The sequence below is a fragment of the Bifidobacterium pluvialisilvae genome, from assembly GCF_019331695.1.
Taxonomy (GTDB): domain Bacteria; phylum Actinomycetota; class Actinomycetes; order Actinomycetales; family Bifidobacteriaceae; genus Galliscardovia; species Galliscardovia pluvialisilvae.
On sequence record NZ_JAHBBI010000014.1, the window covers coordinates 22,682 to 48,137 of the forward strand.

A 25,456-nucleotide genomic window follows, 5' to 3' on the forward strand; every position below is an offset into this window, starting at 1 on the left:
TGAAAACCGGTCGTCATGACCGACGGCGGCAAGCGGAACGCTGCCGCGTCGGGAAGTGACGGCCGTGGAACTGAATCAACTGAGACATCAGACCAACGCTGGGTCATCAGTTTGCAATATTTATAAGGAGTGCATATGTCACGCAAGAGGCCGCAGCCGCCGGTGAAGCCGTTCAAGAAGAAGCCGAACCCGCTGAAGGCTGCCAAGGTTACCGAAATCGACTACAAGGACGTCGCCCTGCTGCGCAAGTTCATTTCCGATCGCGGCAAGATCCGTTCCCGCCGTATCACCGGCGTCACCGTCCAGGAGCAGCGCGAGCTCGCCAAGGCCATCAAGAACGCCCGCGAGATGGCTCTGCTGCCGTACGCCACTTCCGGTCGCTGATAGGAGGACTTGACAATGGCTAAGGAAACCAAGGTTATTCTCACCACCACCGTCGGCGAGCTGGGCCACTCCGGCGACGTCGTCGAAGTCAAGCGCGGTTACGCCCGCAACTACCTGATCCCGCAGGGCCTCGCCTTCGCGTGGAGCAAGGGTGCCGCCGCCCAGATCGCGCAGATGCAGCGCGCCCGCCGCGCCGCCGCCCTCGCCACCCGCGAGGACGCCGTGGCCGCCAAGAACGCCATCGAAGGCTCCGTCGTCGAGATCGCCGCCAAGGTGTCCGAGTCCGGCAAGCTGTTCGGTGCCGTCTCCGCCGAGGCCATCGCCAAGGCGCTCTCCGAGAAGGGCAACGCCGTCGAGGCCAAGTCCATCACCGTGGAGACCATCAAGACCACCGGCGATTTCGCCGCCGTCGTGAAGCTCCACCCGGAGATCTCCGCCAACTTCACCGTCAAGGTGGTTGCCGCCGAGTGATGACGAATGGTGCCGACTGATGCGGCACGTTCGACATATTTGGCGCGTTAGTAAACCAACCTGAGCTTAAGCCAAAAACCCCGCCCGTGATGCGTTCGTTCGTTTGTTACGTTCGTTCGCATTGCAGGCGGGGTTTTCGTTGTTGTTTTTGCTGCTGCGTGCCGTTGCCGCTGCTGTGTGTTGTTGCTGTGTGCCGCTGCTGCTGTGTGTTGGTGTAGCTGTGTGCCGTTGTTGCTGCCGTGTGTTGGTATAGCTGCGCGCTGTTGTTACTGCCTCGTGCCGGTGTTGTTGCTGCACGCTGTTACTGCTATCGTGCGCCGTTGCCGTCGAGTGTTGGTGTAGCTGAGCGCTGTTACTGCTGTGCGCCGCTGCTGCCGCTGTGCGCTGTTGGTTCAGCTGCTGATACGTGCCTTGGATGTTGGGATTTGTGGGTCTCGCAATCCATCCAGCCAGATTTGTGGGTCTCGCGAATTCTCGTTGGGGGCTTTGTGGGTCTGGAGTGTTGCCGGAATCGGAAAGTGGGTCGTTCCGTTCACGAGGAAGGGTTTTTGAGGGTCCTCGTGTATGTCGTGGACCCACAAACCCGTTTATGAACGGTTTGACCTGCAGTTGGTGAATGGCCTAGACCCACAAACTCGGTTGGATGATTCGCTAGACCCACAAGTTCAATGGGATGAAACCGCTGGACCCACGAATCCGTTCCATTAGACCCACGAATCCGTTCCGCCAAGCCCACGAATCCGTTCCGTCAGGCCCACGAATCCGTTACGTTAAGCCCACGAATCCGTTCCGTCAGGCCCACGAATCCGTTCGCGTCCGCAAGCCCGTTGTGTTGGACCCACAAACCCTTTGGGAACGGGTTTGTGGGTCGTGGAGGTCGTAACCGTACAGGAAAATACGTACGTATCGTACGTATCGGTACGGAATCTATTTCAGATTCGCCGTCAGAAGTTGCGGCCGCTCCAACCCCAGTTCGTCGTGGCGGTCTCGCGGATGTACACGCGGTTCGACGGAATGCCCAGCACCTTGTCCAATGCGTCGCTGATGCTGCGGGTCAGATCCTCCCAGCTTTCACGCGGTACGGAATCGCCGAACACGTTCACCTCCACGTAGGCGGCCGGCTTGGCGTCGTCGCCGCCGAAATAGATCGGCATGTTGTCCTCGAACGGGCACATCAGCCACCCTTCCGTCTTGCCCGGCACGGCGGTGATCGCCTGGCCGTACAGCGACTTGAGCTCCTCGCGCTGCTCGCGGCTGATGGTCGTGCTTGCGTGCGTGTGAATGACCGGCATGGTATCTCCTTGCGTTAGGGTTATGCGTTTGCCGGTTCCCAGCGTAGTCGTCGGCCCATGATTTTCGTATGGTCGTGGGTGTGGTCGTGGGCGCCGGGTGCGACGATTGCCGTGCGGCCGCGGTCGCCGGGCATGACGCCGTTCGTAAAGATGATGGGCGGGTTTACGCACGCCCCGCCCGCCTGCCGCCGGCGGGGGTTTAATGGGGCGAGTGAGAAAACTCTTTGCGCAGCTGATGAAGTTCGGTCTGGTGGGCGGCATCGCGTTCGTCATCGACTACGGTCTGATGAACCTGCTGCTGCTGACGCATATGCACAACATCCTGGCCACGTCGATCTCGTTCTTCGTATCGTTGATTTTCAACTATCTGGCGAGCATGAAGTTCGTGTTCAAGCATCGCGCCGACATGGCGCGGTGGATGGAGATCACCATCTTCTTCGTCTCGTCGTTCATCGGATGGATCATGAACGAGGTGATCGTGTGGATCAGCACGTCGTGGATGCCGCATGATTCCATGTACACGATGCATACGCAGTACATTCTGTGGACGAACATCGGCAAGCTCGTCGCCACGGTGGTGGTGATGGTGTGGAACTTCGTGATCCGCAAGTGGCTGCTCGACGACACGCATACGAACGCGATGAACCGTCTGCGCCGCGAGGGCGAGAAGCTTTCCGAGGCGGAACTGGCCGCGAAGCGGGAGCGCAGCGTGGCGCACCGCCTCGGCATGTGGTCCATCGAGCACGCGCCGTTCGGGTGGAAGTAGGGGAATGGCCGGGCGGTTGCCACCGGTAGTCCAGGGCGCCGCCGGTCGTCGATTCACTCTTTTTGAAGGATCGCAAAGAGTGAATCACGGTTTGTGCGAACGCACATGATACACCGCAACGAGCGCGCAATAGAGAACATGCGCGCTCGTTTTTGGTTGATTGCAATTCACTCTTTTCGCCATCCGAAAAAGAGTGAACGCCTCACACCGTCACTTCGGCGAGAATCGGCGTCTCCGTGCTGGATTTGATCTGCCGGAAGCCCACGAACGCGATGGCGAGCGAGGCCAGCGCCAGCACCGTCACCGTCATGAAGCCGCCATGGGAGCCGTAGCGGTCGATGAACTGGCCGGCCACCGCCGAACCGAACGAGGCGCCGATGGAGTTCATCGCGGCCATCCACGCCACGCCCTCAGTGAACCGCGAAGGCGGCACGAGATGCAGCATAATTTGGTTGCCGTTGATCCATGTGGGCGCCTGGCATACGCCGCACAGCAGATAGATGATCATGATGACCCACAGATGGTTGGCCAGCACAAAGCAGCTGATGCCGATGTTCACCACCGCCAGGCAGAAGTAGAAACGCTTCCACAGCGGAATGCTCCAGTTCTTCGCACCGTAGACGAGCGCGCCGCACAGCGAGCTGAACGAGAAGCACGCGAACACGAAGCCCGTGAACTGCGCCATGTCCTGCTCCTTGGCGAACGCGATGATGGAGATGGCGGTGGCGCTCTGGAACGCGCCCAGACCGAACCAGGTCACACACACGGCCAGCAGGCCCGGCCCCCAGATGGAGTCCTTGGCTTTCGCCGCGTCGCCGCCTTGCACCAGCACCGCCTTGGCCGCCTCGCGCTCGCGGTATTCGCGGCGGGTGAGCCCGGCCTCCCGAGCCAGCTGTGTCTGCGACGGCGGCTCGGTGGTCAGCTCGGTGAGGAACATGAGCGCGCCCACCACCACGCATACGCCGGTGAACGAGAACGCGAGCACGCCTGAGATCACCGCGAGGATCGATGCCAGCGGATTGCCGATGACCCACATGCATTCGTCGAATACGCCAGACAGCGACAACGCCCGGTTGATCTTCTCGCTGTCGCCGCGCAGCTGATGCGTCCAGCGCGCGCGGCTCATCGCGCCCCACGGCGGAATGCATGCGAGGAACGGCGTGATGCAGTACAGGATCCATGACGGCACCCGATGCGTGATGCACGTGACCAGTGCGATGGCCGCGACGATCCAGATGATGATGGTCGGGATCGACACCTGCCGCTGGCCGAACTTGTCGACGAGCCGGCCGAGCAGCGGCGTGAGAATCGCCAGCGCGATGGCCTGCACGGCGGTGAGTGCGCCCGCCAGACCGTAGCTGCCGTAATACGTCTGCACGGAAATGGTGATGGTCATGCCGACCATGGGGAACGGCATGCAGGCGATCACCGATCCGACGGCGTAGCGCGCGGTGTGCGGCAGTCGGAGAAGCTCCGCATAGCCGCCGAATACACGATGGTTCACGTCTTTGACTGCCTGGATGAATGACGTCTTCGACGTCGGTGTGTTCGATGATGACATGTGGTTTTCTCCTCCTTTATGACTGCTCGTGACGACGGCCCATCGTCCGTGTGTCCGGATTGATGCGATGCGCGACGTCGTCCGTGACGTGTGGATCGGTTGTGGATTCGTGGATAAGGTTGGGGATTATCGTGTCGCGCCGCTCCGACGACCGGTACTGACCGTTCGGTCGGTTATGCGACGATGACAGACTATAGCAGTCCGCGCCCCGACACGCGGCATCTCCCCAATCTCCGACGCCGCCATCCTCCTGAGCGGAGCCGCAATCTCCGCCCGCGCGGCGCACCGACTACACTGGAACCAGCAAACGACGACCGACCATCATGAAGGAGTCCGCGCGACGATGCCCGCAACCACAATTCATTTTGTCCGCCACGGCGAGGTCTACAATCCCGAGCATGTGCTGTACGAACGTCTGCCGAACTTCCATCTTTCCGAACGCGGCGTGCGCATGGCCCAGGCGACCGCGCGGTACATCGCCGCGCATTCGGGAATCAACCAGGCGGCCGCCGTGTATTCCTCGCCGCTCGACCGCACGCGCGAGACCGCCGGCGAAATCCTCAAGGCCTTGAATTCCGTACGTGCCGAACGTGACGAGCCGCCGCTGGAACTGCATACCGACGAGCGGCTGATCGAGGCCGGCAACGAATTCCGCGGCAAACGCATCGGCCATGGCGACGGCGCGTTCTGGCATCGCAGGAATCTCAAGCTCATCCGCGACCTGCACAAGCCCACGTGGGGTGAGAGCTACGCGCACATCGGCGCCCGCATGAGCGACTTCGCCTACGAGAAGGTCGACGAATACGCCGGCGGACAGATCATCGTGGTGAGCCACGAGTCGCCGATCTGGTCGCTGCGCCATCTGCTGGAGAAAGGCCATGCCGAGCATTGGATGTTCAACCGTCATACGGCGTTGGCGTCGGTCACGTCCATCACATTCGACGCCGGCACGCATGAGCTGCTCGCCATCGCCTACGCCGACCCCGCCGCCAACGTGGAGTGACGCGGAGGTCAAGCTCCCCCCGCTCCCCTTGTCAGGGGAGCCGGCACTGGCATCGGTCGACTGTCGGATTCCCTCGGCTGTCAGGGGAGCTGGCACGCGCAGCGTGACTGAGGGGTAGTCGACGCCTTGACGGCTGGCGGGCGCCTTCGGGTCGCTGTCATCCTGAGCGTAGGCCGTAGGCCGGAGTCGAAGGATCTGGCACATCATCCGATTCAAGATCCTTCGACTCCGCCGTTCCACGACTCCGCTCAGGATGACATGGGGCTCGGGGCGGCATGCGGGGACACGGACACTTGGGGCGGTACGGGCCGGTCAGGGCGGCGTATCGTGACGACGGCGTATCGTGACGTGGAGTGACGACTATGTTTCGTGATGTTGGTCACGAAAAAGGCGATTTCGCGCGGTTTTCTCTTGCGGTGAGCCCATACTGGGAGTATGAGCAATACCGCATGGATTTCGTCCGCAGCCGCGCTGAAGCAGCTGCCTGCCGTCGCCGCTGCCGTCGAAGCGAGCAAGGAACTGACCGACCTGTGGCCGCTGACCGACCACATGCACATCGACAACGACGTGAAGTACGCCGAATCGTTCCAGGTGCGTACCACGCGTCAGTTCGCGCTGGTGCTGACCGGCGAGGACGTGACCGTCCCCGACGCCGAATACGTGTACGAGGGCGCGGACGAGATTCCCGGACGTCCGCAGAGCATCGTCGACGCACTGCTCGCCGCCAACGACTCGTATGACGAAACCGTTGATTTCTCCGATGACGGTGACGCCGCGCATATCGTCACCTCGGCCGAACTGCTCGGCAACGTGTGGAACGCGGCCACGGACGACGCCGTCCGTACGATAATCGACGCGGCCGAAACCGCCGGTACCGCACTGGCGGCCGATGACACGGCCGGCCGGTTCGCGCTCGGTGCCGCCGCATTCGCCGACGTGCTGGCCGTGGTGAGCGCCAACGCCGATGGCGCCGGCGCCGTGGCGAAGGCCGCGCTGCCCGCCGTGCTGTACTTCAACGAGTTCGATGAGCGTCTGGGCGTGCCGCGTGTGTTCGTGACCGCCGAAGAGCTCGAGGCGCTGCGTGCGCTCGCCGTCGCCGGCCCGGACGACGACGCCAACGCCGCCGCATTCGTCGACAAGCTGCTGGAGATTTCCAAGCCGGAGTGGAAGAAGCACCATGACGACGTGCTGTGGGATCCGGTCGAGGCGAAGAAGCAGGCGAAGGAGGAGGACGAGAAACGCAGCAAGGCCGCGCTCGCCGCCAAGTTCGCCCACATCAAGGACGACCCCGGCAAGGAAAAGGTCGAGCTGTAGTTCATCAATCACCCTCGTGTCCTGCTGAAGCCATGTGACCTTGGTTTTGTGGGCTGATTCGATTGGCAGGCCCCGGTTTGTGGGTCTGCCCGTTTTGTTGTTGCCGCTGCCCGTTTTGCTGTTGTTGGGTTTGTGGGTCTACTGGTTTGCCTGATTGGCGTTGTGGGTCTGTTGGTTCGTTCGATTGGGTTTGTGGGTCTATTCGTTCGTGAGGAGGCCGTTTTTGCCGTCCTCGTGTATATGCCAGACCCACAAGCCCGTTAATGAACGGATTTACCCACGGTTATTGAATAGGCTGGACCCACATATTTTCCTGATGAACAGGTAGACCCACAAACCCGAATGGCCGACCTGTCATATGTTTGGATAGGCCCACAAACTCCGGCATCAGACCCACAGACTCGAGTGGTCGGACCCACAGACCAAGCTGGGACCCACGGATTCGAGTGGTTGATTGGTTTTGTGGGTCTATTCGTTCGTGAGGAGGTCGTTTGGGCCGTCCTCGTGTATGCGCCAGACCCACAAACCTGAGTGGTTAGACCAGACCCATCAGACCCACAAACCTGAGTGGTTAGACCAGACCCAACAGACCCACAAATCCGAATGGTTAGACCCACAAAACCGGGGGAGGCGTGAATAGCGGGAGGGCCGTGAATAGCGGGAGGGCCGGTCTCCGGGGAATTCCCTTGGAGACCGGCCCTCGCTGTTGATGCGCGATTGTCGTTGAATATCGACTTACGCCTGAGGCTGGTCGAAGCGGGCGCCTTCCGGCTTGCTCTTGCCCGCCAGCAGCACGATCATGACGATCGAGCCGGCGATGCAGACCAACGCGCCGAGGACGATTACCGCGATGCTGCCGCCAAGGCCGCCGGAGGAGTTGGCGGTGGCGCTGAAGACGCCGGCGAAGAGGCCGCCGACCGCCAGGATGATGCCAAGGAACTCGATGCCGTATGGCAACAGCAGGAGCCATCCGGTGCGGTTCGTATCGTGCAGACGACGCACGCCGACCGCGATGCCCGGCACCAGCGTGCCGAAGCTCCAGACGAGTTCGAGCAGGGAGACGATGCCGTTGTTACGCGTGGCGGCGGACAGGATGCTGAACAGCAGGCTCACGACCACGCTGGCGAGAATCCACCACCAGTATTCGCCGCGGGAGGCGCGGCCGTGGAACGTGGCGTACTTCTTGAACACGCGGATGAACGCGTTGGGGAAGGTGATGCCGTACCACGGGGCCCACAGCGGCGGCTCGCCGTTCTGATCGAGCGGGATGGCGCCGCCGGTGGCCGCGGGCGCGCCGTAGCCCTGCGGCGGGGCGGGCATGGCCGGGGCCTCGCCGTACTGCGGCATCTGCTGCTCGTATCCGCCCTGCGGGGCGGCGCCATAGGGGTCATTGCCGTAGGGGTCGGAACCGGGAGTGCCATACGGGTTCTGCGCTTCGCCGTATGCCGGTGCCGCACCGTAGGCGGCCGCCGGCTGCTCACCGTAGCCTTGTGGCTGCTGACCGTAGGGGTCGGTGCCCGGCTGCTGCGCCTGGCCGTACGAGTCCGAGGCCGGCTCGCTCTGGCCGTATGCCGGCGACTGGTAGCCGTCCTGCTGTTCGGACTGCGCCGCGGACGCTGTCGTGGGTTCGGCGGCGGCGGAATCGGCCGTGGACTCGGCGTTCGCGCTCTGCGGGGCGGCGTCCGTGGCCTGCCCGGGCTCGGTGCTCTGGCCGTACGCGGGCGTCACCGGGGAGGGTTCGGGAATCGTCGTCTGCCCGGAGGGGAAGGGCACGTGGGCGAAGTCGGCCGGTGCCGGTGCCGGTGTCTCCGGTGTGGCCGGGGTCTGTGCCGCCGGTTCGGTGGCGCCCTGGCCGTATGCCGGGGCTGCCGTCTGCTGCCCGTAGCCGCCGTACGGGTTCTGCGCCTCCCCGTATGCGGGCTGTGCGGGCTGCTGGCCATAACCGTATGCGGGTGCGCCATAGCCCTGCGCCTGCTGCTGGCCATAGGGGTCGACGCCCGGCTGCTGCGGCTGCGCGTACTGCTGCTGACCGTAGGCCGGCTGTCCGTACGCCGGCTGCGCGTACTGCTGTTGCGCATACGCCTGCTGTCCGTACTGCTGCTGCGCGTCATAGGAGGGTGCGGCCGGTGCCGAACCGTAGGCTGACGACGCATCGTATGCGGGCGCCGGCTGTCCGTACTGCGGCGCCTCGTAGGCGGGCTGCTGGCCCTGGCCGTATGCCGGTGCCGCGCTGCCGTAGGCGGAGGCCGCCGGAGCCTCGTATCCCTGATATCCGTTCTGCGCGGCGTTCGGGTCCGTGCCGTAGGCGGAGGCCCCGTATCCGCCGGCGGGGGATGTCGCCGAACCATAGGCGGGGGTTGTGCCATATGCGGGCTGCTGGCCGTATGCCGGGGTCTCCGGTGCCGTGCCGCCGTATGCCGGTGCCGCACCCGTCTGGTTGTAGTGGCCCAGCTGCGTGGCGTCGTTCACGCTTTCGCCGGCGTTGGATTCCGGCGTCGTGCCGGCGTTCTGATCCAACGGGTTCGTGGCGTTCGTGGCATTCGGCTTTGTGTCCCCGTCATTGGGAGCATATCCGCCCGGAGTATTCGAATCGGTCATTCTCGTCCCTTCTATCGAGCATTCGCACAGGGCGCGGCTGGGCGTCCCGTCGGTGGATGCACTGGATGATCCACCTTCATTCTCCCACGATGTCGGTGAAAACGGTATGCATCCGTTGGCGTTTATGGGATGGCGTACGAAAAGTCATCATGCGTTAACCCCGTGTATCCGGGAATGGGGGCATGCGTGTCGCGGTGATATATGGCGAATGTGAGCGCTCCACTAAGACGACAGAAACGTCATGGTTGTCGATATAGCCTTGACAATGGTGATGAAGGTCTGAATTACGGGGTTAACAACGAGTTTTCCTGTATACGGTCCGTATGCAAGAGAAAGGACGAATGTGAAGCAGCGTATCCGCCGTATTATGCGCGATATGGCCGGGCGGGTCGATAATCCGTCATGTGATGGGAACGCATGTCGGACGCCCTTGCATACCCTCGTAATCAAGAACGATGACGATGCTTCCAACAATAGGGGGCTATGTCATACGTGGCGCAAGGCCGTAGCGGCGACGCTCGCCGTCATCGTGCCCGCGTTCGTGATGGTGCCCGCGTCGAACGCGGCCACCGGTTCCGGCTCCGTCACCGTCACGTCGGACGGCGTCACGACGTCGGGCGTGTCGACGATCGGTTCGTCGTCGATCAACGCGACGTATTCCGCGGCCGATGCCGCGTTCGATAACGCCATCGTCAGCGCCGCCAGTGCCAATACGGTGACGACGTCGCCGTCCGCCGGCGCCACGTCATCGTCCGATTCATCGACATCCGATTCGTCGACGACCGGCAAGACTACGGCCCCGTCCGAATCGTCGAGCGCGAACACGACGGGCGGCTCGACGTCGAAAGGCTCCTCGACGTCGGATTCCACGGCAAATAATCCCACGTCCAAGGACTCGACGTCCGATGGCGCGGCATCGACGTCGTCCGGCAACAATGCCAACGCGAACAACGACGCGACGACGAACGGCGCGACGTCCGACAAATCGACCACGTCGAAGAGCGCGAAATCCACGCCCAAGCGAGCCACCAAGGCCGCCGCGGACTCCCTTTCCGGCCGTGACTTCGACGGTCAGGTCGTCAAGACCATCAACGGCAAGACGTACATCCTCATCGGCGACGAGCAGCAGCTGCGCGCCATCGGCACGAAGAAGGCCGTTGTGGGCAAGGTCTGGCAGATCAAGCAGAAATGCGAGCACGTATTGTGTGCCACGGACTCCTCCTGGACCGATCAGGGCTCGGAATCGTTGGCCTACGCCGGCGACGCCGATCTTACGGCCGGCGCCAAGCTGCGTGACAAGGAATTCCCCGACCATGACGGCCTGCTGAACACGGTCGGTGCCACGCGAACCAAATACTTCGTCAAGGACGCCGACGGCAACCGCCACAATGTCGACGACGCCACGTACACCGCCAAAACCGGGCTGGCCTACACCTCCGACGCGAACTACATCGTGTTCCGCGACATCGACACCTCCTCCGACGCCGAAGTCGGCACGACGTCGGGTGCCGCATGGACGCCGCTCATGTTCTCCGGCGTCATGCTCGGCGTGGCCGGCGGCGACACCACCGGCTCGCTGTGGAGCGGCATCAACGCCGATGGTGTGAGCACCAATGACACCGCCGCACGCCCGGTCGTCTCCAACGTCAAGGTGCATCAGACCGGCCAGCTCGATGTACGCAGCCACACCGGCATCGGATTCTTCGGCACCATCTCCAACAAGCTCGACGAGAACGACCCGTTGCGGGGCGCGGTAACGCCCGCATACGTGAGCAACATCGAACTCAACGACGTGTCGGTGCGGAACGACAGCACCGAAGTGCACGTGGACAAGACGCTCATCAGCGCCATCGTCGGCGGGCTCGGCACCATCGTCGGCGGCCTGCTCAGCGAGGCGCTGAAGGCGCTCACCGGCGGCAAGATCGATATCAGCGGACTCGTCGAAAACCTGCTGACCATCCGCAAGGCCGACCCATCCTCGTTGGCCACCGGGTCGTTCGCCGGGCGCGTCATCGGCTCCGTGACCATCGACAAATGCCAGAGCACCGGCGTGACCGTATCCAACGTTGCCGGCATGACCGGCGGCTTCGTCGGCTACGCACAGGGCGAAACGAAGTACGACATCGTCTCCAATCTGCTCGGCGACATCGTCAAACTGCTGACGAACATCCTCAACGCCATCCCCGGCCTCGGCCTCGGCGACCTCATCACCCTGCTGCTCAACAGCAACATCATCGATGCGGACGCGCTCATCCCCGTCGCCTACTACAACCCGACCATCAGCAGCAGCGCCGTCAAGGACTTCGCCGAAGGCACCGTCATCGGCACGGCCGGCAAGGACTATGCGGGCGGTTTCGTCGGCATCCAGAACGGCACCATCATCACCAACTCCAGCGTGACCAGCGCCAACGCCTACACCGTCAAAGGCGGCGCCTACGTCGGCGGCTTCGCCGGACTCATGCGCAACGACGTCATGAAAGGCGCGCTCAGCGAGGTCGGCGTCGAACTCATCCGCCTCTCCCAGCCGCAAAGCACCACCGTCGGCTCGTCGGTCGACGCCGACGTGACCGTGCAGGCCGGCACCTACGCGGGCGGCTTCGCCGGCGCCATGGCCAACAGCTACGCCGTCAACGACACGCTCGACGGCACCATCACGGTCAAGGCCAGCGGCGTCAAGGACGACAAGGGCACCAAGGCGCTCGCAGGCGGATTCACCGGCGTCGCGGCCGTCGGCTGGGTGTCGGACCTTGGCGCGGGCGAGTCGAAGAACTCCGACCTGCTCACCGGCGTGAACAACCTGCTCGGCGACCTGCTCACCAAGGACCCGGCCACGGCGCAAAGCCTGCTCACACTCGTCGGTGTGGAGGAATCGGCGTTGCTTGGCATCCGCACCAGCGGCTCCATCACCGTGGAATCCGGCAACGACTACGCCGGCGGACTCATCGGCCGCGGCGACGGCACCATGATCGCCGCGTCCGACGCCACCCATGTGAACAAGCTTTCGTTCTGGAAGCATACGAAGCTCACTGTGCCGACCGAGCGTACGAACGTCATCGGCGGACTGAAATCGGTGAGCACCACCGGCTCGTACGCGGGCGGCATCGCCGGCAAGCTCAGCACCGCCTCCATCGGCGGCCTCGTCAACCAGACCGTCGGCCTCGGCGAATACCTGCCGTTCGAAGTCAGCGGCACCACCGTCTCCGGCGAGAGCGATGGCCTCACCGTCACCGCCAAGGGCGAGTATGCGGGTGGCGGCATCGGCTTCGCCATGGGCGGCAACATCGGCAAGGCCACCACGGCCTACGACAAGGCCGCCGTGCCGGATTCGGCCGCCGTGGCCGTCACCGGTGTGAAATCCGTGACCGCGACCAACCGCGCCGGCGGCTTCATCGGCGTCTCCGGCCCCGGCGACCTGCTCAGCGCCGGCGGCGTCGACCTGCTCGGCCTCGGCCTCATCAAAATCGAGGGCCTGCTCTCCGTGGCGGCCGGCGTGAAGATCGCCATCGACGACGTCACCGTCTCCGGCATTCCGACCGGCATGAACGTCGCCGCCACCGGCAAGCACGTTGACGGCGAATCCACGCAGTACATGGCCGGCGGCTTCGTCGCCCAGTCGAACAGCACCCAGGCCACCGACGCGCACGTGACCAACCTCGCATCCGTGACCGCCGACGGCACCACCGGCAACGCGGGCGGCTTCGTCGGCGTCTCCGTGACCGGCAGCCTCGCCGATGTGCTGCCCAAGGACGACGACGGCGCGCTCAAATCCATCCTCAGCCTCGGCGGCAAGGAGGGCCTCATCACCGCCATCGGCTACATGGTGCCCAAGTACACCAATGCCGACGTCGCATTCGTCAACGGCGGCACTGTGACCGCCAACATGGCCGGAGGCTTCGCCGGTGACCTGCAAAGCGGCAAGATCGACGACGCCAAGACGGCCGGCGGCAGCGGCTGGGCCGTGACCAACATCGACACCGTCAACGGCGGCGCCTACGCGGGCGGATTCGCCGGCCGTGCCCGGTCCGGTGCGCTCGCCTCCTCCGACGGCGGCATCAGCATCCTCGGCGGTCTGGGCGATCTCGGTTTGGATGTCAACGACCTGGTCAGCGTGGCCGGCGCCTACGTGCCGGTGATTGCGGGCGCGGGCGTGCACTCCGACGACACCACCGTCGAGAAGACCAGTGGCCGTAAGATTTCCGACCCCGACAATCCGGGACTCAAGGTGACGGCCTCGCGACTGGCCGACACCGACTCGCAGTCCGGCTCGGCCGGCGGCTACATCGGCTACGGCTCCGGCGTGCAGGTCTCCGACTCCGACGTCACGCAGCTGCGTCACACCACCGTCAAGGAGCCGAGCGCACTGGAAGGCACCGACGGCAGCCCCTACTTCGACACCGCCAAAAGCTCGTACGCGGTGACGGCCAAGCGTTTCGCCGGCGGCTACATCGGCCGCATGGACATCGGCTCCGCGGCCTCCGTGGGTGGCGGCCTCAAGGTGCTCAAGGACATCAAGCTCACCCAGATCGCCAGCGTGCTGTCGGTGGTGGTCTCCACCATCGAGCACTCCGACGTGACCGGCGCGGCCGCAGGCTATGCGGTCATCGCCAGCGACACCAGCGACGCGCAGAACGCCATCGGCGAGGCAGGCGGCTTCGTGGGCAGCGTCAAGGGTGGCCACATCCAGGACTCCAGCGCGCACAGCTTCTCGCATATCATCGGCCAGGTGACGGCCGGCGGCTACGCGGGCGGCATCGCCCCCGGCGACGTGGCCAGCGTGCTCAACGACTCCTCGCTGTTCAGCGGACTCGTCTCCACCAGCGGCACGCTCGCTTCGCTGATGCAGGACTTCGTGCCCACCGTGCGCAACAGCTCCACCGACGCCGTGCCCTGCGGCGGCGTGGTCCGCGCACAGGCGGCCTCCGACGCCGCCACGCTGCGCGGCGTGGCCGGCGGCTACGTGGGCAACAACGAAGGCGGCCACATCTGGGGCAACAACAACGCCTCGTGGAAGAACGAGAACGACGGCGAACACCATTACACGGGCGCCCAGCGCACGGCGTTCGCCGCACGCATCCGCTCCGTCTACGGCGCGGAGATGGCCGGCGGCTACACCGGCTTCATGCATGCGGCCAGCACCGCCAAGACCGGCAGTCTCAGCCTGTTGTTCGGCGTCGTCAAGGTCGATAATCTGCTCGGCGCGTTGCAGGTGAGCTACCCGACCGAAGAGAACACGCAGGTCACCGGACCGCTGCGCAACCTCGACTACGCCACCTGGCAGGCCTGGGCCAAGGCCGTCGGCTCCCGCGGCGGCTACGGCAAGGAATTCGCCGAACTCCTGAAGAACGCCGGCAGCATCACCGATCAGGAAACACTGAACAAGGCCATCGACACCTATATCTATGGCACCAACGTGGTGGCCGGACGCTCCTCGTACGCCTCCGGCGCGAACACGGCCGACGGCGGCATCGCCGGAGGCCACGTGGGCCTCATGCGCGCCGGCGTCATCACCAACGGCCAGACGCAGGACACCAGGCAGGTCAAGGCCATGCGTGCCGCAGGCGGCTTCGCGGGAAGCATGGAATCCGGCGGCGCCGTCGAACTCGGCAGCCTTGACGTGGCCGGCGGACTCATCAGCGCCGACCTCGGTGCACTGCTGCCGCAGGTTCTCAACGTGTTCGTGCCCGTTGCCAAGACATCGTCCGTGGCCGGCTACCGCCGCGGCATGACCGTGACCGCCACCGGCACCGACCTGACGCATATGAATGGCTTCGCCGGCGGCTACGTCGGCTACGCCTCCGGCGCGCAGATCTGGGGCGACAAGACTTTCGACGTCAACACCGACGCCAACGCCGACGACCGTTGGACCCTCACCGCCACGCACTCCGGCGCCAAGGCCACCGGCGCCCACGTGACCAACCTGCGCCGCGTTTCCGGCACGAACACCGTGGGCGGCTACGCGGGTCTCATCACCGCGGCCGGCATGGCCGAAGCCAACACCAACGCCACCGAAGGCGTGCTGCAGAAGCTGCTCAACAGCCTTATCAACACGCCCAACAAGCTGGTCTCCGTGCTCGACGCCACGGTCTCCACCGTGCGCGGCGCCTCCGTGGCGTCCGTCAAGGACGGCGGCAGCGGCGAGGCATGGGGCTTCACCGTCGACGGCTCCTACAAGGTCGGCGGCGTGACCAAGTACGCCCGTGCGGCGGGCGGATTCGCCGGATCGATGAAAGCCGTCGTGGCCGGCACCGAAACCGGCGGCACCTCCGCACTCGACACGCTCACCGTGGGCGGCCTGCGCGGCGTCGACGGCGGCCAGTACGCCGGCGGTTTCTTCGGCCAGGCCGACACCACATCCGTGGCGTCCGTGGCCGGCACCGACGGAATCAATGGCTCCACCGACCAGAGCACCGGACTGCTGCTCGACCTCATCAAGGCCGGCAACGTCAGTGCGCTCGACGCCTTCCGCACGTTCATCCACCATGCGAGCGTCAACGGCGTGGCCGACGGCATCCAGATCCGCGCCCACGACGCCAGCAAGCAGGGCATCCTCGACTCCACGCGCTTCACCGGCGCGGCAGGCGGCTTCGGCGGCGGCCTCATCAACAGCACCGTCGACTACGGCACCGTCACCAACCTCAACAGCGTCAAGGGCGTCAACTACGCGGGCGGCTTCGTCGGCCACCTCGGCAAGGCCGGCACCGTGGACGTCGACAACGCCGGCGTCTCCAAACTGCTCGGCGCGACTGCCGGTGTGCTCGACATCTGGGGCTCCCACGCCGAACACTCGTCCGTCGCGGGCATCGCCGCCGGCTTCACCGTCGACGCATCCCACGCCGGCGACCAGAAGTACACCAACACCAAGGGCACCGGCTCGGCCACCGGCCGCGAGGTCGTAGGCGGCTTCGCCGGCTACGCCGACCTCGCGCGCATCGCCGACTCCACGGTGACGAACCTCAAGAAGACGTCCAGCGCCGAGATCGCCGGCGGCTTCGTCGGCGAGACCACGCACGCGTACCTCGTCGACCTCGACGCCAGCTCGCCGCTCGTCGATCTGGTGCTCCAGATCGTGAACCTGCTCGTCAAGGCGCTGTATCTCAACAAGATCGACGTCATCGATTTGGGCAAATGGTTCCCCCAGCTCGACGGCAAGGACAGCCTCTTCAACCTCAAGGTGCTCTCGAAAGGCGACGTACTGTACGTAAACCTCTTCGGATTCAAGATCGGCGTAAGCCTCTCCAAGAAGAGCGACACGAACAATCAGCAGACCGACGTGGCCATCATCACCATCGGCGACTCCGTCATCAAACTGCCCTGCAACAACGACGGCATCATCCAGGACGAGAACACGCGCGAAAACCTGAGCGTGCAGCTCATCAAGGGCAACCGCACCAAGGCCGTGAACTCCTCCGTCACCGGCATCGCGCCGAACGGGTACGACGTGTTCGGCGGCGGCGCCACGCAGACGACCGACGGCGTGGCCTCGCTCCCGACCGGATACGCGGGCGGCTTCGCCGGCCTCAACGCCGAAGGCGTGCTGCAGAACGACCACATGACCTACGCCGACACCATACGCGGCACCAGCGGCCTCGTCGACCCGTTCGGCAACACCACGCTCAAATCCAACTGGAACTTCAACAGCACGAAGAAGATCGTCGGACCGGACGACGACGGCCGCTACAACACGTACCGCGTGTATCGCACGGCCGATGACTCGGCCGACGCGGCGAACGTCGACGTGAACGGCACGGCGACGAAGATTTCGGACAAGACGACCGACGACGCGACCAAACTCGACCGTTGGGACGTGAACTACTACCAGACCGTCAACGCCTACGACGCCGCCACCGCCGGCAGCGACGCGGCCGGCGATGCGAAGACCGACTGGGTGGGCATCAAGGACGCGACCGTCGCCACGGCCGGCGGTACCGCTTCGTCGAAGTCGCTTGGCGTCTACGTCTCCGCCGCCAAGGCCGTGCTCATGCTTGACAAGGCCGTGGACGACAACACCGGCGGGTTCACGCCCGAGCCCGACGACGGCCAGGACCCGTGCGGCGAAAACGGCTGCAAGACCACCGACCTGACCCTGCAGAAGGTCTGGAAGAACGGCGCGTTGGAGAAGCCGAAATCCATCCAACTGGAGATCCGCGCCTACTACACGGACGCCGACGGCAAGCGCGTGGAAGCCAAAACCATCGCCTGCTACGAGGCAGACTGCTCCACCAGCACGGTCATGATGCCGCTGAAGGAGACCATGGATTCGAGCGATGGGTCGCTGTGGAGCGACACGTGGCGCAAGACCATCAGCCGCAAACTGCCGGTCGCATTCGTGGACGGCAAGGACGCGAACGGCGACGACATCGTGCGGTACTACACGTACACCGTCACCGAGGTTGGCATGACGTTTGCCGACGGGTCAAGCAAGACGCCGGCCGAAGCCGGGTACGCGGTGGACGTGCAGTACGACACCAAGGAGAACGTGGCGACCATCACCAACTCCTCGCCGCTGCCCAACACCGGCGGCGAAGGCGTGATGTGGCTGCTGCTCCTCGGCGTGCTGCTCGTGGCCGCCGGCAGTGCCTGGTACCTGCGCAACCGGTATGTTGCCGGTGGTGCGGGAGCCGGCTCGGCCGGAGGTGCGGGCGTCGGTTCGGCTTCGGGCGGTCGCGGCCCCGGTGGCTCCGGCAGAAAGCGAGGTGCCCATGCCGCATGACGAAAACGAAATCGGCTTTCGCCCGATGCGATGTTGACGGCGGTCTGACGGCCGCGGTCTCTCCCTCCGTCACGGCTTCGCCGTGCCACCTCCCTCGTCAGAGGGAGGCATTGCCAACGCATCCATGTGGACCAAGCGAAGGCGTACGCCCTCGGCCCCCTCTGACGAGGCTGAGCCGTTAAACGGGCAGTCCGGTGGATTGTCCGCCGTCAAGCGAGGGCGTATGCCCTCAGCCCCCTCTGACGAGGGGGCTGGCTGCCGTAGGCAGTCTGGGGGAGAGACGACACCTCCATAGCACCACAACTCAAGATTTTCCACCTGTACACCATGTCCATCAAGAAGAAAGGAACAGTGATGAACTCACTGATGAAGAAGGCCATCGCCACCGTCGCGGCGGCCGCAACGGCCCTTGGCCTGGCCGCCGTCACCGGCGCCACCGCCAACGCGGCTGGTGAAAACGCCACCCTGACCGTGAGCACCAGCGACGCCAAATTCGCCGGCAAGACCGCCAACGCCTACAAGATGTTCGATGCCGATGTGACCGGCAGTGGCTCCAGCAGGACCGTGACCTACAAGCTGGACGACAACTGGAAGACGTTCTTCACCACCACTACGGACGGCACGAGTGGCGCACCCTGCTCCGACAACGACGCCCTCGACCAGTGCTCCTCCGACTATGTGAAGGGTCTGAAGGACGACGCTCTCCGCAGCTTCGCCCAGAAGGCCGCTATCTGGGCTCAGAGGAACGACATCGCCGCTGTGACCCCGGCCGCCAAGATTTCCGACGCCGTCAATAACGAGGGCAAGTATACCGGTTCGTTTACCGGACTGGATTACGGCTACTACGTCGTCGCCGTGCCCGGCGCTTCCGTCATCGACGCGAAGAGCCAGTACGCTTCGCTCGTCTCCGTGCATGAGCAGCCGGCGTCCGTCGAAATCAAGGGCGAGCTGCCTACCGTCGACAAGAAGGTGAACGACAAGGACGCCATCGACGCGAAAATCGGCCAGCAGCTCACCTTCACGCTGACCTCCACCATCCCCGACATGACTGCCTACGACAGCTACACCTTCAACTTTGTCGATACCCTGTCCAAGGGATTGACGCTGGTGCAGAATGTAACGGATCCGCAGAACCCGGTCTTCGAGCCGACAGTGACGATCACCGATGGCACGACCACCGACACCTTGACGAAGGACACCGACTACACCACTACTGTGGACGCCGCCGATAAGGATGGCAACGTCATGCTGCACGTCAACATGAAGGACTTCAAGGCCAAGCATCTGAAAGATGCCGGCAAGACCATCACCGTCACCTACAAGGCCACGCTGAACGAGAACGCCATCGTCGGCGGCACGGGCAACACCAACTCCGCCTCCATCCACTACACCACCAACCCGAAGAACACCGAGTCCGGCGACTCCCAGCCGGACACCGTGCGCACGTACACCTACGGCTTCACCATCGATAAGTACACCGGCACGTACGGCACCAACGCCAAGCGTCTGGCCGGCGCCAAGTTCCAGCTGCAGGATGCCAGCGGCGCCGAAATCCCGGTCGTGCAGGAGTCGGCCGGCAGCGAAACCGAAGCCGCCGTCTACCGTGTGGCAACGTCCGGCGAAACCGCCGCCACCGAAATCGTCACTCCGAACAGCGGTAAGCTCACTTTCAAGGGCCTTGCCAACGGCAAGTACCTGCTCGAAGAGACTGAAGCCCCGAAGGAGTACAACAAGCTCGCCAACAAGATCGGCATCAATATCGAAGGCGACAACGGCAAGGCTGATCCCGCCAAGGCCACCGTTAGCGTGACGTACGACAACAACGCCGGTGCTGACAACTATGATCAGTCGGCTGTGGAGGATGCCAAGGGCCAGAAGACCATCATCCCGGTGAAGAACGAATCCGGCGTGACGCTGCCCGGCACCGGTGGCATGGGTACCGTCGCGTTCACCGTGGTCGGCGTGCTCATCGTCGCCTTCGGCATCGCCTGGGCCATCCGCCGCAAGCGCGCCTGACAGGTGCACTTGTCATCCTGAGCGGAGCCCCCTCTTGTCATCCTGAGCGGAGGACGCAGTCCGGAGTCGAAGGATCTTGGTGCCCGGCGGGGCAAGATCCTTCGACTCGCTCCGCTCGCTCAGGATGACAACAAGGGAGATCGCTCGCTCAGGATGACAACAGGCTCGGCTCCTCTGACGAGGGGGCTCCCGGCAAAGTCGGGTGGCTGAGCCGTTAAGCGGGCAGTCCGGTGGACTGCCCGCCGTCAAGCGAGGGCGTATGCCCTCGGCCCCCTCTGATGAGGGGGCTGGCTGCCGTAGGCAGACTGGGGGAGAGACGACACCTCCCCACCTACCACCTCTCCCCACCCCACACCTCCTTACCCAATCCACTCAACAGAAACCCAACCATGAAGAAGCTGCGTGACATACTGCCGGTGCTGGTCATCATCGGAGGACTGCTGGTGCTGTTCTATCCGACGATCAGCAACATGCTCATCATGCGCAACGCCAGCCGCGCCGTAGGCAGCTACGACGCCGCCGTCAACGCCATGAGCGACGAACAGTATGCCAAAGTGCTGCAGGCCGCCCGCGACTACAACACCCATCTTGCGCAGCAGGCTTCCGGCGGGTCCACCAACGCGCTCGCCGGCGCGGTCAACACGGCCGCATCCGACAAGCAATACCAGTCCATCCTCAACATCGACGGTCACGGCATGATGGGATACATCACCGTGCCACGCCTCCACGAGACCCTGCCCATCTACCATGGCACCGCGGAAAAAGTGCTGCAGGTCGGCATCGGCCATCTCGAAGGCACGTCGTTCCCGGTGGGCGGCGCGTCGACGCATACGGCCGTGTCCGGTCATCGCGGACTGCCCAGCGCCAAACTGTTCACCGACCTCGACCAGATGAAGAAGGGCGACCTCTTCCTCTTCCGCATCCTCAAAGACACCTACGCGTATAAAGTGGACGGCATCAGCACGGTGCTGCCCACCGACACCACGTCACTGGGCATCACGGCCGGCAAGGACCAGGCCACGCTCATCACGTGCACGCCCTACGGCGTGAACACCCACAGACTCCTCGTGCACGCCCACCGCGTGCCCTACACGCCCGAGATGGAATCGCAGGCGGCGAACCAGTTCGGGCTGCACATCCCGCCCCAATACCTCATTCCGCTCATCGGACTGACGGTGTTGCTCGTCGGCGGCGGGGTGGCGCATCATATTCATAAACGCCGTCGTGCGGCGGCCGGCGGCGGGCCCGACGACCATACCCCGCAACGTAACGCCAACCGTGGCGAAAGGAGACCAAAGCATGGAACCCATCGTGCATAACATCATCACGAGGTGCGGCGGCCTTCGCATGGGCCGCGGGCGGCGCATCGCGGCAGCCGCGGGCGGCGCGATGACCTGCCTGCTGATGCTGATTGTGGGCGTGCTGGCGCCGTTCGGGGCGACGGCGAACGCCACCATGACCACAAGCGGCAAATCCATCACCATATCCGCGCGTGTCGGCGACGGCGCCTCGGCACGTCCGCTGGCCGGCGACACCTATGCCGTGGCCTATGTGGCCAAAGTGAAATTCAACGCCGACCGCACCGCCATCACCGGATTCAAGACGAACACATGGTTCAAGGACGTCGACCGCGACTGGGGCAAGCTCACCTCCTCGCAGTACAATGCCGCCGCCAAGGAGGTCGCCGCCTACGCCGACAAGCACGACGGCTACCGTGACGTCCACTTCACCACAGACGCCAACGGCAACGTCACGATTCCCAGTCTCGACGACGCCCTCTACCTCATCAAACGCGTGGGTGTGGCCGACGCGAACAAGGCGTATACGTGCGACCCGTTCTTCGTGGTCGTTCCCGAAACGAACGGCAGTACCAACATCGAAGACTGGGACTCCCAGGTGACGGTCTCGCCCAAGTTCGAGCAGATTTCCACACCTGGGCCGACACCGGGAACCACACCCACGCCGACGCCGACTGCGACGCCCACCACGCCCGGCGGTTCCTCCATCGCCAAGACCGGCGCCGCCATCATGCGGTACGTGGAGGCGGCCGTCATCCTCGGCGCCGTGGCCTTCACCGCCATGTTCGTCCGCACTCAGCTCCGTATCCGCCGCCATCGCGACTAACGGCTGGTCCCTCGGCCCCTCTGACGAGGCTGGTCATCATTCCTGCCAAGCTTTCGCTCACTATCAAGCGAGGACGCACGTCCTCGGCCCCCTCTGACGAGGGGGCTCCCGGCGCAGCCGGGTGGGGGAGAGACGATAAGACCCCGTTCCTGTCATCCTGAGCGGAGGGCGTAGCCCGGAGTCGAAGGATCTTGGTGCCCGGGGGGGGGGGGCAAGATCCTTCGACTCGCTCCGCTCGCTCAGGATGACAGAAGGGACGGCGATCGCTCAGGATGACAGAAGGGACGGCGATCGCTCAGGATGACAGAAGGGACGGCGATCGCTCAGGATGACAAAAGAGGGCATCATCACCTTGCCGTCGCCCGAGCCATCCGCCCCCAACGCATCTACTCCTACGCGCGGCGCTTACCGGCGCTTATTCTTCGGCGTCCGGGTCCTCGTCCTCCGAGGCGGGTCCGAGAATCAGCAGCTCGCTTACGTTGACGATAATCAACAGCACCGCCGTCAACGCCACAATCACAAACGTGGCCGAGAAGATCAACGGCGTACGGAACGAGTTGTACGCGGCCTGCAGCCAGATACCCAGGCCCTTGCGCGCGCCCAGATACTCCGCGGTCGCGGCTGTGGCGAAAATATACGCGGCCGAAATACGAATGCCGCCGTAGATCTGCCTCGCGGCCACGCGCAGCTTCACATGCCAAAGCGTCCACGCGGGCGTGGCACCGCAGGTGAGCGCCACGTCGGAATAGAACTGCGGCACGGCCTCAAGGCCGCGAATCGTCTGCACTGCGATGGGGAACAGTCCGAACACGGCCACGATGGCGATCTTGCCGGAAATCTCGAATCCGAACCAGATGATGAACAACGGGGCGATGGTGATCAGCGGCATCGTCTGCGCGGCGGCCAGCAGCGGGAACAACGCGGCGTTGAGCACACGCGAGCAATAGAACACGATGCCGATGATGATGCCGCACAGCACGGCGAGCGCGAATCCCACGAATCCCTCGTAGGCGGTGATGAGCGTGGCCGGCCAGAGGGTGGGCCACGTGTCGATGGTCGCGTCCACGATCTCGCTCGGCGACGAGATCATCGTGGGGGAGACGTGCCCCACGCGGCACCATATCTCCCATGCCGCCACGAGTATGACCACCGCGATGACGGTGGGAATGTAGTGTTTGATCTTCTGCAGCGCTTCTGTCATGTCACCTTGCCTCCTCGCGCGCGTGCGCAGCCATGCCGGCCGGTCGCGGTGAGCAGTAAGGTGAGGAGCCTGCGCGTGAGACGGCCGAGGGTCGAAAACCGAGGGCTGGAATGGAACATAATCGAAATTTTCCAACCAAAACTTCCAACCACACAGTATAGAAGGTGCACGGAACGCCGTCTGCCGTCCCGTTGGCGCGGCACAATAGTGCGTATGACTGAAGAGCATGCTGAAAACACCAAACCCGAACTGCCCGAGAACGTGCGTGTCCGCTTTTGCCCGTCCCCGACCGGCACCCCGCATGTGGGCATGGTCCGCACCGCCCTGTTCAACTGGGCCGAGGCCCGTCACACGCACGGCACCTTCGTGTTCCGCATCGAGGACACCGACGCCCAGCGTGATTCCGAGGAAAGCTACAACCAGATTCTCGACGCCCTGAAGTGGCTCGGCCTCGACTGGGACGAGGGCGTGGAGGTCGGTGGCCCCGACGGCCCGTACCGCCAGTCCGAGCGCACCGACATCTACAAGGACGTGGCCGCCAAGCTGCTTGAGGCCGGCTACGCCTACGAGTCCTACTCCACTCCTGAGGAGATCGAGGCCCGCAACGTGGCCGCCGGCCGTCCCAAGGCGTTCGGCTACGACGGCTACGACCGCAACCTCACCGAGGAGCAGAAGGAGGCGTTCCGCGCCGAGGGCCGCAAGCCCGCGCTGCGTCTGCGCATGCCCGACGAGGACATCGCCTTCGACGACCTCATCCGCGGCCGCATCGAGTTCAAGGCCGGCTCCGTGCCGGACTACGTGATCGTGCGTCCGAACGGCGACCCGCTGTACACGCTCACCAACCCGGTGGACGACGCCATGATGCGCATCAACGTGGTGCTCCGCGGCGAGGACCTGCTCAGCTCCACCCCGCGCCAGATTGTGCTCTACCGCTACCTCATCGAACTGGGCATCGCCAAGGAGATGCCGCTGTTCGGCCACATGCCGTACGTGATGGGCAAGGGCAAGAAGAAGCTCTCCAAGCGCGACCCCGAGTCCAACCTGTTCCTGCACCGCGACCACGGCTTCATCCGCGAGGGCCTGCTCAACTACCTGGCGCTGCTGGGCTGGTCGATCAGCGCCGACCGCGACGTGTTCTCCATGGATGAGATGGTCGAGAAGTTCGACATCCGCAACGTGAAGGCCAACCCGGCCCACTTCGACATCGACAAGGCCATCGCCCTCAACGCCGAGCATGTGCGCATGCTCGAGCCGCAGGACTTCCTCAACCGTTCCGTGCCGTACCTGCACCGCGACGGTGTGGTCTCCGCCGACAACTGGGACGCCCTCACCGACCGTGAGAAGAGCGTGCTCACCGCCGCCGCCCCGCTTGTGCAGTCGCGCGTGCGCCTGCTTGGCGAGGTCGCCGGCATGGTCGGCTCGCTGCTCTCCACCGAGGAGTACCTCGAGCCCGACGCCGACGCGCACAAGCAGCTCAAGGCGTCCGCCCCCGACGTGCTCGACAAGGCCATCGAGGCACTCGACGCCGTGGACGAGGCCGACTGGAAGACCGACAACCTCCATGAGACGCTGAACAAGGCGCTCATCGAGGAGGGTGGCTACAAGCCGCGTCTGGCGTTCGGCCCGGTGCGTGTGGCCATGTCCGGCCGCCGCGTCTCCCCGCCGCTGTTCGAGTCCATGGAGATCGTCGGCAAGCCCGTCTCCGTCGCCCGTCTGAAGAACCTCCGCGCCCACCTGTGATTCAGTGGTCGAGTGGTTCGGCAAGTGCATTGAACGTGTGAACGCGAACCGATTCCGCAACGGCCCGCATCCCCGCCTCGTCTCGGGGATGCGGGCCGTTCGCATATCCCGCGCGCCCTGCTCCTGTCATCCTGAGCGGAGGGCGCCGCTTCCCGTCACTATGTCATCCTGAGCGGAGGGCGTAAGCCCGAAGTCGAAGGATCTCGTGCCCCCACCCGTCCAAGATCCTTCGACTACGCCGCGAGCGGCTCCGCTCAGGATGACATAGTGACGGGA

The 25,456-nt window shown here is 64.3% G+C and carries 14 protein-coding genes; 10 read left to right on the forward strand and 4 right to left on the reverse strand.

All coding sequences use genetic code 11. The features are described from left to right. The first annotated feature begins 135 nt into the window (after positions 1 to 135). Together rpsR and rplI are read left to right on the forward strand one after the other, a co-directional pair. The gene (rpsR, locus tag KIH77_RS09730; RefSeq protein ID WP_093961239.1) at positions 136 to 384 is read left to right on the forward strand and encodes a 30S ribosomal protein S18; all 249 of its coding nucleotides are present in this window, start codon (positions 136 to 138) and stop codon (positions 382 to 384) included. Positions 385 to 399: 15 nt separating this feature from the next. Continuing rightward, a complete protein-coding gene (rplI, locus tag KIH77_RS09735) occupies positions 400 to 855 on the forward strand; it encodes a 50S ribosomal protein L9 (protein ID WP_219101390.1) in 456 nt (151 codons plus the stop codon). 944 nt (positions 856 to 1,799) lie between these two features. Here the strand turns inward: rplI and KIH77_RS09740 are convergent. Further along, the gene (locus tag KIH77_RS09740) at positions 1,800 to 2,147 is read right to left on the reverse strand and encodes a tautomerase family protein (RefSeq protein WP_219101392.1); all 348 of its coding nucleotides are present in this window, start codon (positions 2,145 to 2,147) and stop codon (positions 1,800 to 1,802) included. Positions 2,148 to 2,358: 211 nt separating this feature from the next. Here KIH77_RS09740 and KIH77_RS09745 point away from each other — a divergent pair, with 211 nt between their 5' ends. Beyond that, positions 2,359 to 2,913 (forward strand): GtrA family protein, encoded by a 555-nt coding sequence (locus KIH77_RS09745; protein ID WP_308283360.1) that lies wholly within the window; start codon positions 2,359 to 2,361, stop codon positions 2,911 to 2,913. Positions 2,914 to 3,115: 202 nt separating this feature from the next. Here KIH77_RS09745 and KIH77_RS09750 read toward each other — a convergent pair whose 3' ends face one another. Next, positions 3,116 to 4,474 (reverse strand): MFS transporter, encoded by a 1,359-nt coding sequence (locus KIH77_RS09750; protein ID WP_219101394.1) that lies wholly within the window; start codon positions 4,472 to 4,474, stop codon positions 3,116 to 3,118. Between the two features lie 343 nt (positions 4,475 to 4,817). On the opposite strand from KIH77_RS09750, the gene KIH77_RS09755 reads away from it, so the two are divergent. Further along, entirely contained in the window at positions 4,818 to 5,477 is a 660-nt protein-coding gene (locus KIH77_RS09755; protein WP_219101396.1) for a histidine phosphatase family protein, read from the forward strand. Between the two features lie 435 nt (positions 5,478 to 5,912). After that, on the forward strand, positions 5,913 to 6,791 hold the full coding sequence (locus KIH77_RS09760) for a hypothetical protein (protein ID WP_219101398.1): 879 nt from the start codon (positions 5,913 to 5,915) through the stop codon (positions 6,789 to 6,791). Positions 6,792 to 7,526: 735 nt separating this feature from the next. On the opposite strand, the gene KIH77_RS09765 is transcribed toward KIH77_RS09760, so the two are convergent. After that, on the reverse strand, positions 7,527 to 9,389 hold the full coding sequence (locus KIH77_RS09765) for a DUF805 domain-containing protein (protein WP_219101400.1): 1,863 nt from the start codon (positions 9,387 to 9,389) through the stop codon (positions 7,527 to 7,529). 430 nt (positions 9,390 to 9,819) lie between these two features. Here KIH77_RS09765 and KIH77_RS09770 point away from each other — a divergent pair, with 430 nt between their 5' ends. From KIH77_RS09770 to KIH77_RS09785, 4 genes are all read left to right on the forward strand, one after another. Continuing rightward, on the forward strand, positions 9,820 to 18,099 hold the full coding sequence (locus KIH77_RS09770; protein ID WP_219101402.1) for an LPXTG cell wall anchor domain-containing protein: 8,280 nt from the start codon (positions 9,820 to 9,822) through the stop codon (positions 18,097 to 18,099). Between the two features lie 354 nt (positions 18,100 to 18,453). Further along, positions 18,454 to 20,115 carry a SpaH/EbpB family LPXTG-anchored major pilin gene (locus KIH77_RS09775; RefSeq protein ID WP_219101404.1) on the forward strand — a complete coding sequence of 554 codons (1,662 nt, stop codon included), beginning with the start codon at positions 18,454 to 18,456 and terminating at the stop codon, positions 20,113 to 20,115. Between the two features lie 389 nt (positions 20,116 to 20,504). Beyond that, on the forward strand, positions 20,505 to 21,434 hold the full coding sequence (locus KIH77_RS09780) for a class C sortase (RefSeq protein ID WP_219101406.1): 930 nt from the start codon (positions 20,505 to 20,507) through the stop codon (positions 21,432 to 21,434). After that, positions 21,415 to 22,239, forward strand: a complete 825-nt coding sequence (locus KIH77_RS09785; protein ID WP_219101408.1) for a hypothetical protein — start codon at positions 21,415 to 21,417, stop codon at positions 22,237 to 22,239. Before KIH77_RS09780 ends, KIH77_RS09785 begins: the two co-directional genes overlap by 20 nt. A gap of 415 nt (positions 22,240 to 22,654) precedes the next feature. Here KIH77_RS09785 and KIH77_RS09790 read toward each other — a convergent pair whose 3' ends face one another. Beyond that, positions 22,655 to 23,440 carry an ABC transporter permease gene (locus KIH77_RS09790; protein ID WP_219101410.1) on the reverse strand — a complete coding sequence of 262 codons (786 nt, stop codon included), beginning with the start codon at positions 23,438 to 23,440 and terminating at the stop codon, positions 22,655 to 22,657. 213 nt (positions 23,441 to 23,653) lie between these two features. On the opposite strand from KIH77_RS09790, the gene gltX reads away from it, so the two are divergent. Beyond that, positions 23,654 to 25,180, forward strand: a complete 1,527-nt coding sequence (gltX, locus tag KIH77_RS09795; protein WP_219101412.1) for a glutamate--tRNA ligase — start codon at positions 23,654 to 23,656, stop codon at positions 25,178 to 25,180. Positions 25,181 to 25,456: the final 276 nt, after the last annotated feature.

What these genes read in the sequence shown, in the direction of transcription:
- rpsR (WP_093961239.1), top strand. Translation starts at nt 136, where the DNA reads ATGTCACGCAAGAGGCCGCAGCCGCCGGTGAAGCCGTTCAAGAAGAAG.
- rplI (WP_219101390.1), top strand. Translation starts at nt 400, where the DNA reads ATGGCTAAGGAAACCAAGGTTATTCTCACCACCACCGTCGGCGAGCTG.
- KIH77_RS09740 (WP_219101392.1), bottom strand. Translation starts at nt 2,147, where the DNA reads ATGCCGGTCATTCACACGCACGCAAGCACGACCATCAGCCGCGAGCAG.
- KIH77_RS09750 (WP_219101394.1), bottom strand. Translation starts at nt 4,474, where the DNA reads ATGTCATCATCGAACACACCGACGTCGAAGACGTCATTCATCCAGGCA.
- KIH77_RS09755 (WP_219101396.1), top strand. Translation starts at nt 4,818, where the DNA reads ATGCCCGCAACCACAATTCATTTTGTCCGCCACGGCGAGGTCTACAAT.
- KIH77_RS09760 (WP_219101398.1), top strand. Translation starts at nt 5,913, where the DNA reads ATGAGCAATACCGCATGGATTTCGTCCGCAGCCGCGCTGAAGCAGCTG.
- KIH77_RS09765 (WP_219101400.1), bottom strand. Translation starts at nt 9,389, where the DNA reads ATGACCGATTCGAATACTCCGGGCGGATATGCTCCCAATGACGGGGAC.
- KIH77_RS09775 (WP_219101404.1), top strand. Translation starts at nt 18,454, where the DNA reads ATGAACTCACTGATGAAGAAGGCCATCGCCACCGTCGCGGCGGCCGCA.
- KIH77_RS09780 (WP_219101406.1), top strand. Translation starts at nt 20,505, where the DNA reads ATGAAGAAGCTGCGTGACATACTGCCGGTGCTGGTCATCATCGGAGGA.
- KIH77_RS09785 (WP_219101408.1), top strand. Translation starts at nt 21,415, where the DNA reads ATGGAACCCATCGTGCATAACATCATCACGAGGTGCGGCGGCCTTCGC.
- KIH77_RS09790 (WP_219101410.1), bottom strand. Translation starts at nt 23,440, where the DNA reads ATGACAGAAGCGCTGCAGAAGATCAAACACTACATTCCCACCGTCATC.
- gltX (WP_219101412.1), top strand. Translation starts at nt 23,654, where the DNA reads ATGACTGAAGAGCATGCTGAAAACACCAAACCCGAACTGCCCGAGAAC.